Consider the following 13,010-nt stretch of genomic DNA (forward strand, 5'->3'; position numbering starts at 1 on the left):
GATGCGTTGGATGATAGCCGCGTTCGTCGCGTTGCTGCTGCTGGCTTTGCCGGCGGCCCACGCCGTGCAGCCCGACGAGATCATGTCGGATCCGGTGAAGGAATCGCGCGCGCGTGAATTGTCGCGCGAGCTTCGCTGCATGGTCTGCCAGAACCAGTCGATCGACGATTCCGATGCGCCGCTGGCGCGCGACCTACGCCTCCTGGTGCGCGAGCGCATTGCGGCCGGCGACAGCAATGCGCAGGTGCTCGATTTCCTGGTGGCGCGCTACGGCGAGTTCGTGCTGCTCAAGCCGCGCTTCGAGCGGCAGACCCTGCTGCTGTGGCTGCTCGGGCCGGTGCTGCTGCTCGGCGGCGGCCTGGCGCTGTGGCTGCAAATCCGCCGCCGCGCGCGAAGTGGTGTGGACGTACCGGCGCCGCCGCTCACGCCGGACGAACAGGCGCGACTCGCGGCCTTGATGTCGGACGAAACCAAGTCGTGAAATCGTTCTGAAGCCCTCCGGCTGCGTAGGCAACGGCTGCGTGGTTCATGCTAAATTGACCTTTGTCTGGAAGCTTGTCGCGAGATTTGATTCCAGCCGCTGAGTCCCCCGATGTTCGCGAACAGCAATCTGACGATCCGCTTCCTGGTCGGCGCCGTCGTCGCTGCGTTATTGTTCCTGCTTGGCATCGGCGGCGGCACCGGCTTCATCGCCGTGCTCTATCTCAACAACGAGATCACCAGCCTGTCCTCGGACTTTGCCGCGCTGAGCGGCCCGGCGCGCGACCACGCGATGCAGATCTACCAGCAGGCGCAGAGCGCGTTCTCCTATTTCCTGGTCGCCTGCGGCGTGATCGCCGTCGTCGCTTTCGCGATCTGCTTCACGACCTGGTTCGCCGTGCGCAACGGCATCCTCAATCCCCTGGCGGCGATCGTCCATGCCATGCGCGAGGTTGCCGACCAGAAATTCGACACCTCCGTTCCGGGGCTCGGCCGCACCAACGAGATCGGCCTGCTTGCCGGTGCGCTGGAGGTGTTCAAGACCAACGGCATCGAGCGGCGCCGCCTCTCCGAGCAGCAGCTGCATGAAGCGCAGCATCAGGCCGAGCGGTCGAAATTCCTCGACGACCGGATCAAGCGCTTCAACGATCTCGTCGCCAGCGTCGTCGCCAGCGTGGCGTCATCGGCCGTGCATCTGAAGACCAACGCGGAGACGCTGTCGCGGACCGCCAACGATACCAGCACCAAGGCCAATGCGGTGGCTAGCGCCGCGGGTCAGGCCAGCGCCAGCGTGCAGACGGTCGCAGGGTCCGCCGAGGAGATGACGAACTCGATCGGCACGATCAGCCGCCGCGTCACGGACGCGACCCAACGCGCCGAAGGTGCCGCAAGCCAGGCCGAGAAGAGCCGCGATACCATTCACACGCTGTCGGATGCCGCCGAAAAGATCGGCGAGGTCGTCCAGCTCGTGCAGGCGATCGCATCGCAGACCAATCTCCTGGCGCTCAACGCCACCATCGAGGCGGCACGGGCCGGCGAAGCGGGCAAGGGATTTGCGGTGGTCGCCTCGGAAGTGAAGAACCTGGCGCATCAGACCAGCAAGGCGACGGAGGAGATCACTGCCCATGTCGCCAGCATTCAGGGCATCACCGCGGAGACCCGCGGCGCGATCGACGGCATTTCCAAGACGCTGTCGGAGATCTCGTCCATCATGTCGGGCATCGAGATAGATACCGCCCAGCAGCGCAACGCCACGCAGGAGATCACGCGCAGCGCCCAGGACGCCGCACGCGGAACCCTCGACGTCTCCAACCATATCGTCCAGATCACCTCCACCTCGGCCGAGACCGGCCGCATGGCCACTGAGGCCAGGGATTCGGCGGTCGATCTGTCGCGGCAGGCCGAGACCTTGAAGCGCGAAGTCGACGAGTTCATCGTCAGTGTCAGGGCGAGCTGACGGCCAGAATTCGCCCCCCGTCGCCTCGTCGAGGGAACTCGATTAAGTTCCTGTACGACCACGATTTTCGGCCTGTGCTAAACTGCCGCATCCGCCTCCTCGCTTCATTACGAAAGTTTAACCCCGCCGCCAGCGCGCGGTAAGGCGGGAGTCCCCATCTTCAGGTTCGCAAGGTGCCGACATCCGGCACCAAAAGGAATTCAGGGCCCTGGAGATTTCTGCATGAACGATCGTATCGACCTTTCGAACCTCCCGTCCTACCGGCAGCCGCGCCGGTCGGTGTTTTCTGCGCGCAAGCTCGCGCTGATGGCCTCGGTCGTCGCCGGTCTCGGTGCGGCCGTCTACGGCTTCAGCCCGTCGACCTCGCCGGCCGACTTGTTCTCGAGCCCAGCGCATGCGCAGGTCAACAACGAGGTCCGCAAGGTCGAGCGTCCCATCGGCTTCGCCGACATCGTCGAGCGCGTGAAGCCCTCGGTGATCTCGGTCAAGGTCAACATCAAGGAGAAGACCGCCAGCAACGATGACGGCGACGATTCGTCCTCGCCGTTCCAGCCGGGCTCGCCGATGGAGCGCTTCTTCCGCCGCTTCGGCGGTCCGGATGGCATCCCCGGCCTGAAGGGCGGCGGGCGTGGCCGCGTCGTGCAGGGCCAGGGCTCCGGCTTCTTCATCTCGGCTGACGGCTATGCCGTGACCAACAACCACGTGGTCGATGGCGCCGACAAGGTCGAGGTCACCACGGACGACGGCAAGACCTACACCGCCAAGGTGATCGGCACCGACCAGCGCACCGACCTCGCGCTGATCAAGGTCGAGGGCAGCACGAACTTCCCGTTCGCCAAGCTCGCCGATGCGAAGCCGCGGATCGGCGACTGGGTGCTCGCGGTCGGCAATCCCTTCGGTCTCGGCGGCACCGTCACCGCGGGCATCGTCTCGGCGAGCGGCCGCGACATCGGCAACGGCCCGTATGACGATTTCATCCAGATCGACGCGCCCGTGAACAAGGGCAATTCCGGCGGTCCGGCCTTCGACACCAACGGCGAGGTGATGGGCGTCAACACTGCGATCTACTCGCCCTCCGGCGGCAGCGTCGGCATCGCGTTCTCGATTCCGGCCAACACGGTCAAGAGCGTGGTGGCGCAGCTCAAGGACAAGGGCTCGGTCAGCCGTGGCTGGATCGGCGTGCAGATCCAGCCCGTCACGTCCGACATCGCCGACAGCCTCGGCATGAAGAAGGCCGAAGGCGCGCTGGTGGCGGAGCCGCAGGCGAACGGTCCGGCCGCGAAGGCCGGCATCGAGTCCGGCGACGTGATCACGGCGGTCAACGGCGAGCCTGTCAAGGATGCCCGTGAGCTCGCCCGCACCATCGGCGGCATGGCGCCCGGCGCGTCGGTGAAGCTCAACGTGTTGCACAAGGGCCAGGACAAGGTCATCAACCTGACCCTTGGCCAGTTGCCGAACACGGTCGAGGCCAAGGCCGACACCGACAATGACAGCGGCAAGGGCGCCAGCAAGGGCACCGACGTGCCGAAGCTCGGCATGACCGTCGCGCCCGCCAATTCCGTGGCCGGCGCCGGCAAGGAAGGCGTCGTGGTCACCGAAGTCGATCCCAAGAGCGCCGCGGCCGAACGCGGCTTCAAGGAAGGCGACGTGATCCTCGAGGTCGGCGGCAAGAGCGTGGCGACCGCCGCCGAAGTCCGCGACGCCATCAACGCGGCGCGGACCGACAACAAGAACAGCGTCCTGATGCGCGTGAAGAGCGGCGGCCAGTCGCGCTTCGTCGCGGTGCCCCTCGCCAAGGGCTGAGGCCTTCACGAGGCCTACGAGATGAAGGGTACCGCCGGCATCAGTCGCCCCAGCCGCCGGTGCCCTTCGGGGAAGCAGCGCAAAGCTGGCTTCCCTCGTCTACCTTCCGGTGGAATTACGCCCCCCTCCGTCGGAAGGCCTAGGGCGGTGAGGTCCCCCCAGCTTCACCGCCCGCCTTTTTCCCGCTTCGAGCCTCTCCGGCTCGGCTTGCATGCGATTGCCGCTCGCGCCATGTTTAGAGAAGGTTGACCTCCTTGACCGCCGCCGAACGCACGATGCGCCTCCTCATCATCGAAGACGACCGCGAATCCGCCGACTACCTCGCCAAGGCGTTTCGCGAAGTCGGACACATCGCCGACCACGCCGCCGACGGCGAGGAAGGCTTCGCCATGGCCGAGAACGGCGAGTACGACGTGCTGGTGGTCGACCGCATGCTGCCCAAGCGCGACGGCCTGTCGCTGATCGGCGCCTTACGCGACAAGGGCAACACCACGCCGGTGCTGATTCTCTCCGCCCTCGGGCAGGTCGATGACCGCATCAAGGGCCTGCGCGCCGGCGGCGACGATTATTTGCCAAAACCCTATTCCTTCGCCGAGCTGCTGGCCCGCGTCGAAGTGCTGTCGCGCCGCCGCGGCGGTCCCGCCGAGGAGACGCTTTATCGTGTCGGCGATCTCGAGCTCGACCGGCTCTCGCATCGCGTCGCGCGCGGCAAGGACGAGCTGACGCTGCAGCCGCGCGAATTTCGCCTGCTCGAGTATTTGATGAAGCACGCCGGCCAGGTGGTGACGCGGACCATGCTGCTCGAGAATGTCTGGGACTATCATTTCGATCCGCAGACCAACGTGATCGACGTGCACATCTCGCGGCTGCGCTCCAAGATCGACAAGGGCTTCGAGCGCCCGCTGCTGCACACGATCCGCGGCGCCGGATACATGATCCGTGACGGCATTCGGTAAACTCGTCCGCACCACGGCGTTCCGGCTGACGCTGGTCTATCTGCTGCTGTTTGCGATGTTCGCGGCCTCGCTGCTGGCCTATTTCGCCTGGAACACGCGGCGGCTGATCACCGAGGAGATCACGCAGACGGTCAATGCCGAGACCTCGGAGATCAACGAGATCTACGGCCGCGGCGGCATGTTTCGCCTGGTGCGCACGATCGAATATCGGGCCTTGCGGCCGGGCGCCAATCTCTACCTCGTGACCACGCCGACGGGTCAGGCGATCGCCGGCAATGTCGGCTCGCTGGCGCCGGGCGTGATGGCGACGCGCGGCTGGTCGGAGACGGCCTACCGGCGGATCGAGGACACCGATGACCGCGATCATCGCGCGCTCGTTCGCGTTACCGAATTGGAGAACGGCTTCCGGCTTCTGATCGGCCGCGACCTTGCCGAGCGGCGGCGCCTGTTCGGCATCGTCGCCAAGGCGGCGCAATTTTCGGTCCTGATCGTCGTCGTGCTCGGCCTCGGCGGCGGCATCTTCGTCGCGCGGCGGGTGCTGAGGCGCATCGACGCGATGACCGGCACGGCACAGCGCATCATGACCGGCGATCTCAGCGAGCGCCTGCCCGTGGGGCGCAGCGGCGACGAGATCGATCGCCTCGCCGAGAACCTCAACGCCATGCTCGAGCGGATCGAGGCGCTGATGGCGGGGCTGAAGGAGGTCTCCGACAACATCGCTCACGACCTCAAGACGCCGCTGACGCGGCTGCGCAACCGCGCCGAGGAGGCGCTGGCGAAGTCGGGCTGCGAGGCGGATTATCGCGCCGCACTGGAGCGGACCATCGAGGAATCCGACGGGCTGATCCGGACCTTCAACGCGCTTCTGATGATCGCGCGTGCGGAATCCGGACAGGCGCGCGGCAACATGGACGACTTCGATGCGGCGGAGGTCGCGGAGGGCATCCACGAGCTCTACGAGCCGCTCGCCGAGGACGACGGCATGACCCTGAAGGTCAAGTGCGAGCCGACACCGGTTCATGCCAATCGCGAGCTGATCAGCCAGGCGCTCGCCAATCTCGTCGAGAACGCGATCAAATACGGCAAGCCCGCGGCACAGGCCGCGGGAACCGTGGTCAGCATGGACGCGAGGCAAATCACGATCGAGGCGAGGCGCGACGGCGACCACGTGCTGCTCAGCGTCACCGATCGTGGTCCGGGGATCCCCGAAGCGGATCGCAAGCACGTCATCGAGCGATTCGTGCGGCTCGAGGCCAGCCGCACGCTGCCGGGCTCGGGCCTCGGCCTCAGCCTCGCCTCGGCGGTTGCGACATTGCACGGCGGCGAATTGCGCTTGGGCGATGCCCATCCCGGCCTCGTCGCCACGCTCGTGCTGCCGGCGCGCGCGGGTGCCGGCGACAGGGTTGCTCCGCCAATACCGGATGTGCCACAGAAGGTGGCATGAACCACTCCGCGCCGGGAAACGCGGACAAGCATGGTGAGAGGCTGGCCGCACGCTTCGCGGAGGCTCCCCATGTTGCCGCTTCCGCAACCGACGAACGCCGTTTCGAAAGCTGGCTGGCCGAGCTCGAGCCGGCACAAGCGGCCCGTCTCGCAACGCTCCTGGGCCATCCCTTCGCCCGCGACATCCTGACCGGGATTGCGGAATTTTCGCCCTATCTGTTCGATCTGGTGCGCGCCGATGCCTTGCGCCTGATCCGGCTGCTCGAATGCGATCCGGATGCGCATCTGGCGGCGCTGATCGCGGAGGCGCGCAGCGCGGTGCTCGCGGCCTCGGACGAGGCCGAGGTGATGCGGCTGCTCCGCCGCATGAAGGCGGAAGCTGCGCTCCTGATCGCGCTGTGCGACATCGGCGGTGTCTGGCCGGTGATGCGGGTGACGGCGGCGCTCACCGATGTCGCGGTGTCCTCGGTGCAGGCGGCGCTGCAATATCTGCTGCGGCAGGAAGCCGCACGCGGCAAGCTCTCACCGCCCAATCCCGAGGCACCCGAAGAGGGCTGCGGGCTGATCGTGCTCGCGATGGGCAAGATGGGCGCGGGCGAGCTGAACTATTCCAGCGACATCGATCTCATCGTGTTCTTCGATCCCGATGCGACGACCCTCGCGCCCGATATCGAACCGCAGCCGTTCTTCGTTCGCGTGACGCAAGGCATGGCGCGCATCCTGCAGCAGCGCACCTATGACGGTTATGTCTTCCGCGTCGATTTGCGGCTGCGGCCCGACCCGTCCTCGACGCAGGTGGCGATCTCGCGGGATGCCGCGCTGAACTATTACGAGCGGGAAGGGCGCACCTGGGAGCGCGCCGCGATGATCAAGGCGCGGGCCTGTGCCGGCGACGCAAAAGCGGGCGAGGCGCTGCTCGCCGAGATCGCGCCGTTCGTCTGGCGCAAGCATCTCGACTTTGCCGCACTTGCCGACGTGCACGACATGAAGCGGCAGATGCAGACCTATCGCGGCCAGAGCGAGATCGCGGTCGAGGGCCACAACGTCAAGGTCGGGCGCGGCGGCATTCGCGAGATCGAGTTCTTCGCGCAGACCCAGCAATTGATCGCCGGCGGCCGCCATCCGGAGTTGCGGGTGCGGCCGACGCTGAGGGCGCTCGGCGTGCTCGCCTCCAGCAACTGGATCACTGCGGCGGCGCGCGACGAGCTGACGACCGCCTACGAATTCCTGCGACGGGTCGAGCATCGCCTCCAGATGATCGCCGACGAGCAGACCCACACGCTGCCGGAGGACAAGCAGGCGGTCGAGCGCTTCGCATGGTTCTTCGGCTATCAGAATCGCGAGGCCTTTGCGCGCGATCTCCTGCACCAGCTCCAGACCGTCCAGGGTCACTACGAAAAACTGTTCGAGGGCGATGATCCCACCGGCACTGCCAAGCTGCCGGCGCTCGACTACGGTGCGGGCCCCGACGATCCGCGCCTGCTGCAGCACCTGGTGACGCTCGGCTTCAAGAAGCCGGCCGCGGTCGCGCAGACGGTGCGTGACTGGATCACCGGCGATTATCGCGTCTTCCGCGTTGAGGCGACGCGAAGCGCCTTCGTCGAGTTCGTGCCGGCCTTGATCGACGGCCTTGCCCATGCCGAAGAGCCGGATCGCGCCGTCGTTTCGTTCGACCATTTCCTCGGGGCTCTGCAGCGTGGCGGCCGGCTGATCACGCTGCTCGGTCAGAACCGCGATCTCGTCGCGCTGGTGGCGCTGGTGCTGGGAGCCGCGCCGCGGCTCGGCGACATGCTGGCGCGGCAGCCCCAGCTGATGGACGGCTTGATCGACCCGCGCTTCTTCGGGGCCATGCCCGATAGGCAGGAATTGTCGGGGCGGCTCGCGACCACCGTGCAGGACGCCGGTTCATACGAGGAGTTCCTCGATCGGTTGCGCCTGTTCGGGCAGGAGAGCCTGTTCCTGATCGGCACGCGCATCCTCTCGGGCACCGTCTCGGCGCAGCAGGCGAGCACGGCCTTTGCCGACGTCGCCGAAGGCATCGTGCATACCGTGCATGGCCTCGTGGCCGATCGCTTCGCCGCCCAGCACGGCCGCATCAAGGGTCAGGAGACCGCGATCATCGCGATGGGCCGACTCGGCAGCCGCGAGATGACGGCCTCGTCCGATCTCGACCTGATCCTGCTCTACGATTTCGACGGCGATAATCCCGACTCCGATGGGCCGAAATCGCTGCAGGGTCCGCATTATTTTGCGCGGCTGACGCAGCGCCTGATCAGCGCCTTCACGACCCGCACCAATTACGGCGTGCTCTACGAGATCGACATGCGGCTGCGGCCCTCGGGACGCGCGGGTCCGGTGGCTTCGAGTCTCGTCTCGTTCGCGGATTACCAGGCCAACGAGGCCTGGACCTGGGAGCATATGGCGCTGACGCGCGCCCGCGTGGTGTCGGCGTCCCCCGAATTCCGGGAACGGATCGAGCGCGTCATCCGCGATGTCCTGACTCGCCGCCGCGACCCCGCCATCACCGCCAACGACGTCGCCGACATGCGGCGCGCGATCGCGCAGGAGAAGGGCGAGGCCGATTGCTGGGATCTCAAGCATGCCGCCGGCGGCATGGTCGATATCGACTTCATCGCGCAATATCTGCAGCTCGTGCACGCGCACGACAAGCCGGAGATTCTCGACGTCAGCACCATGCAGGTGCTGGAGAATGCCTGCAGGATCGGCGTGCTCGCGCAATCGGAAACGGAGATCCTGCGGGCCGCGGCGCGGCTCTATCACGACCTCACGCAGATCCTGCGCCTCTGCGTCAGTGAGCGCTTCAAGCCGGAAACCGCCGGCACCGACCTGCAGCGCGTCATGGCGCGCGCCGGCGATGCGCCGGATTTCTCCTCGCTCGAGGCGCGGGTGAAGGAGACGCAGAGCGAGGTGCGGCGCGTGTTCAGGGCGCTGCTGGAAGGGTCATAGCCTGCTTCAGCGCGGTGATGGCCTCGCGCACGTTGGGCTCCAGGCCCGCCCCGCCGGCATCGAGATGGGCGAAGATCGCGCGCTTCATGCGGGGATCCCAGAACTTCTTGATGTGCTCGGCAATGCCAGGCACGGCCTTGTCATGGCCCTGGCTGCCAAAGAACTTGCCGATCTGGTTGGCCATGTAGATCAGGCGGTCAGGCGACATCGGCAACCTCCGTGGCATGGCGCGCGACGATCCGGCCGCCATGCGAAAACACTTCGAACCCGTCCTGGCGGGCGATGGCGATCAGCGTGATGCCGGCGGCCTCCGCCGTGCGTACCGCGAGCGCGGTCGGCGCGGAGACGGCGACCATCACCGGCGCGCCGATCGCGGCCGTCTTCTGCACCATCTCCACCGAGACGCGGCTCGTCAGCAGCACCATGCCGTCGTGCGGCTCGGTACGGCTGCGCGCCAGGGCGCCAGCGAGCTTGTCGAGCGCGTTGTGGCGGCCGACATCCTCGCGCAGCGCGACGATATTGCCTCTGGGGGACCAGAACGCGGCGGCGTGAACAGCGCGGGTCTGCAGATTGATCGATTGCAGCGGCGCGATGGCCTGCATCGCCGCCATGACCTGCTCGGGCGTGAAGGTCTGCCCGTCCGGAACGATCGCCGCCGGCCGTACGGCTTCGGCAATAGATTCGACGCCGCAGATGCCGCAGCCGGTGGGACCTGCGATGTGGCGACGGCGCTGGTTGATGCGCGCGGCATCTTCCGATGCCAGCCACATGCGCAGCTCGATGCCGTCGTCGAGGCGGACCACGTCGAGCGACTTGATGTCGTCGACCGACTTGACGATGCCTTCGCTCACGCTGAAGCCGATCGCAAAATCCTCCAGATTCTGCGGCGTCCCCATCATGACGGCATAGGTGCCGCCATTATAGGTCAGCCCCAGCGGCGTCTCCTCGGGGACGAGGCGCGTTCCTTCGGACGCCGCGCCGTTGCGCCAGATGTCGCGGTCGATGGCCTGGACTGCTACGTGCATGCGGGTCACTCCGCGGCTTCGGCCGGCACGATGCGGCGGGACTGCCGCGCCTGCGCGTCATAGGCCTTTTGCCAGTCGGACGGGCCGTTCGAGGGCGAGACTTGCACCGCCGTGACCTTGTATTCGGGGCAGTTGGTCGCCCAGTCTGAATAATCGGTGGTGATGACGTTCGCCTGCGTGTCCGGATGGTGGAAGGTGGTGTAGACGACGCCCGGCGCGACGCGGTCGGTGATCTCCGCGCGCAGCGTGGTCTCGCCGGCGCGGCTCGTCAGCCGCACCCAGTCGCCGTCGCGCACGCCGCGCTGTTCGGCATCATGCGGGTGGATTTCGAGGCGATCCTCGGCATGCCAGACCACGTTCTCGGTACGCCGCGTCTGCGCGCCGACATTGTACTGGCTGAGGATGCGGCCCGTGGTGAGCAGCAGCGGGAACCGCGGGCCGGTGCGCTCGTCGGTCGCGACATATTCGGTGACGACGAACTTGCCCTTGCCGCGAACGAAGCCGTCGATATGCATCACCGGCGTGCCCTCCGGCGCCTTGTCGTTGCAGGGCCACTGCACCGAACCAAGCTCGTCGAGCTTGGCATAGGAGACGCCGGCGAAGGTCGGGGTCAGCGCCGCGATCTCGTCCATGATCTCGGAAGGGTGATTGTAGTTCATCTCGAAGCCCATGGCCTTGGCAAGGCCGATGGTGACTTCCCAGTCGGCGAGGCCGTTCTTCGGCGTCATCACCTTGCGGACGCGCTGAATGCGGCGCTCGGCGTTGGTGAAGGTGCCGTCCTTCTCGAGGAAGCTCGAGCCGGGCAGGAAGACGTGGGCGTAATTCGCGGTCTCGTTCAGGAAGAGGTCGTGGACGATGACGCATTCCATCGCCGACAGCGCCGCAACCACGTGGCTGGTGTTGGGGTCGGATTGCAGGATGTCCTCTCCCTGAACGTAGATCCCCATGAAGGTGCCTTCGACCGCGGCATCGAACATGTTGGGGATGCGAAGGCCCGGCTCGGGGTTGAGCTTGACGTTCCACAGCGCCTCGAACTGGTCGCGCACGGCGTCGCCGGAGATGTGACGGTAGCCAGGCAGCTCGTGCGGGAACGAGCCCATGTCACAGGAGCCCTGGACGTTGTTCTGGCCGCGCAGCGGGTTCACGCCGACGCCGGGACGGCCGATATTGCCGGTCGCCATGGTGAGGTTGGCAATTGCGATCACGGTGGTCGAGCCCTGGCTGTGCTCGGTGACGCCGAGGCCGTAATAGATCGCCCCGTTGCCGCCGGTGGCGTAGGTGCGGGCGGCTTCGCGCAGGTCTTTCGGATTGACGCCGGTGAGGATGGCGGTGGCTTCGGGGCTGTTCTTCGGCTGGGCGACGAAGGCGGCCCATTCCTCGAACTCGCTCCAGTCGCAGCGCTCGCGCACGAAGGCTTCGTTGACGAGCCCTTCCGTGACGATGACATGCGCCAGCGCGGTCATGACCGCGACGTTGGTGCCGGGCATCAGGGGCAGGTGCAGCGCCTTCACATGCGGTGATTCCACCATCTCGGTGCGCCGCGGATCGATCACGATCAGCTTTGCGCCCTGGCGCAGCCGCTTCTTCAGGCGCGAAGCGAACACCGGATGGGCGGACGCCGGGTTGGCGCCGATGACGAGCACGACGTCGGTGTGCTCGACCGAGTCGAAATCCTGGGTGCCGGCGGAGGTGCCGAAGGTGGTGGCAAGGCCGTAGCCCGTCGGCGAATGACAGACGCGGGCGCAGGTATCGACATTGTTGTTGCCAAAGCCGGCGCGGATCAGCTTCTGCACCAGATAGGTCTCTTCATTGGTGCAGCGGGACGAGGTGATGCCGCCGATGGCATCGCGGCCGTATGTCTTCTGGATGCCGCGCATCCTGGCGGCGGCAAACGAGAACGCCTCGTCCCACGACACTTCGCGCCAGGGATCCTCGATTCTTTCGCGGATCATGGGTTTGAGGATGCGTTCCTTGTGGTTGGTGTAACCCCAGGCGAAGCGGCCCTTGACGCAGGAATGCCCGCGATTGGCCTTGCCGTCCTTGTAGGGCACCATGCGCACCACTTCCTCGCCGCGCATCTCCGCCTTGAAGGCACAGCCGACGCCGCAATAGGCGCAGGTGGTGACCACCGAATGCTCGGGCTGGCCGATCTCGATCACGAACTTCTCCGTCAGCGTCGCGGTCGGGCAGGCCTGCACGCAGGCGCCGCAGGAGACGCATTCGGAGCCCAGAAAACTCTCGCTCATGCCCGGCGAGACGCGGCTGTCGAAGCCGCGGCCGGAGATGGTCAGCGCGAAGGTGCCTTGCACCTCCTCGCAGGCGCGGACGCAGCGCGAGCAGACGATGCACTTGGAGGGATCATAGGTGAAGTACGGGTTGGACTCGTCCTTCGGCATCCAGTGGTCGTTGTCGCAGCCGTGGGACTTGGCGAAGACGTGGTTCTCGCCCTCATAGCCGTAGCGCACGTCGCGCAGGCCGACGGCGCCGGCCATGTCCTGCAATTCGCAATCGCCATTTGCGCCGCAGGTGAGGCAGTCGAGCGGATGGTCGGAGATATAGAGCTCCATCACGCCCTTGCGCAGCTGCTTCAGCCGCTCGGTCTGGGTGTGCACGATCAGGCCGTTCATGACAGGCGTGGTGCAGGAGGCCGGCGTGCCGGCGCGGCCCTCGATCTCGACGAGGCAGAGCCGGCAGGAGCCGAATGCGTCGACCATGTCGGTCGCGCAGAGCTTCGGGATCTGGTGACCCGCGTCCATCGCGGCGCGCATGATCGAGGTGCCCTCGGGCACGGTGACCTCTCTGCCGTCGATGGTCAGCGTCACCATCGTCGTGGATTTGGAGCGCGGCGTGCCGTAGTCGATTTCTTCGATCAGAGACATT

The 13,010-nt window shown here is 66.4% G+C and carries 9 protein-coding genes; 6 read left to right on the forward strand and 3 right to left on the reverse strand.

Translation table 11 applies throughout. The features are described 5' to 3' along the window. Position 1 precedes the first annotated feature (1 nt). The 6 genes from N2604_RS16265 to N2604_RS16290 all read left to right on the forward strand — a co-directional run bounded on the left by N2604_RS16265 (position 2) and on the right by N2604_RS16290 (position 9,105). Positions 2–481, forward strand: a complete 480-nt coding sequence (locus N2604_RS16265) for a cytochrome c-type biogenesis protein (protein WP_260375630.1) — start codon at positions 2–4, stop codon at positions 479–481. Positions 482–592: 111 nt separating this feature from the next. Further along, a complete protein-coding gene (locus N2604_RS16270; protein WP_260375631.1) occupies positions 593–1,936 on the forward strand; it encodes a methyl-accepting chemotaxis protein in 1,344 nt (447 codons plus the stop codon). Between the two features lie 222 nt (positions 1,937–2,158). Beyond that, on the forward strand, positions 2,159–3,739 hold the full coding sequence (locus N2604_RS16275) for a Do family serine endopeptidase (RefSeq protein WP_260375632.1): 1,581 nt from the start codon (positions 2,159–2,161) through the stop codon (positions 3,737–3,739). 275 nt (positions 3,740–4,014) lie between these two features. Continuing rightward, complete coding sequence (locus N2604_RS16280) at positions 4,015–4,695, forward strand: response regulator transcription factor (RefSeq protein ID WP_260375633.1); 681 nt, start codon at positions 4,015–4,017, stop codon at positions 4,693–4,695. After that, complete coding sequence (locus N2604_RS16285; protein ID WP_260375634.1) at positions 4,679–6,139, forward strand: ATP-binding protein; 1,461 nt, start codon at positions 4,679–4,681, stop codon at positions 6,137–6,139. The genes N2604_RS16280 and N2604_RS16285 overlap by 17 nt, the downstream gene beginning before the upstream one ends. Continuing rightward, positions 6,136–9,105 carry a bifunctional [glutamine synthetase] adenylyltransferase/[glutamine synthetase]-adenylyl-L-tyrosine phosphorylase gene (locus N2604_RS16290; protein ID WP_260375635.1) on the forward strand — a complete coding sequence of 990 codons (2,970 nt, stop codon included), beginning with the start codon at positions 6,136–6,138 and terminating at the stop codon, positions 9,103–9,105. Before N2604_RS16285 ends, N2604_RS16290 begins: the two co-directional genes overlap by 4 nt. On the opposite strand, the gene N2604_RS16295 is transcribed toward N2604_RS16290, so the two are convergent. From N2604_RS16295 to fdhF, 3 genes are read right to left on the reverse strand one after another with little or no spacing between them, the layout of a single operon-like run. After that, positions 9,080–9,313, reverse strand: coding sequence for a formate dehydrogenase subunit delta (locus tag N2604_RS16295; RefSeq protein WP_260375636.1), 234 nt, complete (start codon positions 9,311–9,313; stop codon positions 9,080–9,082). The two genes, N2604_RS16290 and N2604_RS16295, sit on opposite strands and share 26 nt — an antisense overlap. After that, entirely contained in the window at positions 9,303–10,130 is an 828-nt protein-coding gene (gene fdhD / locus N2604_RS16300) for a formate dehydrogenase accessory sulfurtransferase FdhD (protein WP_260375637.1), read from the reverse strand. Before fdhD ends, N2604_RS16295 begins: the two co-directional genes overlap by 11 nt. Positions 10,131–10,135: 5 nt before the next feature. Next, complete coding sequence (fdhF, locus tag N2604_RS16305) at positions 10,136–13,009, reverse strand: formate dehydrogenase subunit alpha (RefSeq protein WP_260375638.1); 2,874 nt, start codon at positions 13,007–13,009, stop codon at positions 10,136–10,138. Between the last annotated feature and the right edge of the window lies 1 nt (position 13,010).

The organism is Bradyrhizobium sp. CB1015 (assembly GCF_025200925.1).
In the GTDB taxonomy this organism is placed as follows: domain Bacteria; phylum Pseudomonadota; class Alphaproteobacteria; order Rhizobiales; family Xanthobacteraceae; genus Bradyrhizobium.

Bases quoted from the DNA above. Each gene is read 5' to 3' on its own strand.
- N2604_RS16265 (WP_260375630.1), top strand. From the start codon at position 2: ATGCGTTGGATGATAGCCGCGTTCGTCGCGTTGCTGCTGCTGGCTTTG.
- N2604_RS16270 (WP_260375631.1), top strand. From the start codon at position 593: ATGTTCGCGAACAGCAATCTGACGATCCGCTTCCTGGTCGGCGCCGTC.
- N2604_RS16275 (WP_260375632.1), top strand. From the start codon at position 2,159: ATGAACGATCGTATCGACCTTTCGAACCTCCCGTCCTACCGGCAGCCG.
- N2604_RS16280 (WP_260375633.1), top strand. From the start codon at position 4,015: ATGCGCCTCCTCATCATCGAAGACGACCGCGAATCCGCCGACTACCTC.
- N2604_RS16290 (WP_260375635.1), top strand. From the start codon at position 6,136: ATGAACCACTCCGCGCCGGGAAACGCGGACAAGCATGGTGAGAGGCTG.
- N2604_RS16295 (WP_260375636.1), bottom strand. From the start codon at position 9,313: ATGTCGCCTGACCGCCTGATCTACATGGCCAACCAGATCGGCAAGTTC.
- fdhD (WP_260375637.1), bottom strand. From the start codon at position 10,130: ATGCACGTAGCAGTCCAGGCCATCGACCGCGACATCTGGCGCAACGGC.
- fdhF (WP_260375638.1), bottom strand. From the start codon at position 13,009: ATGTCTCTGATCGAAGAAATCGACTACGGCACGCCGCGCTCCAAATCC.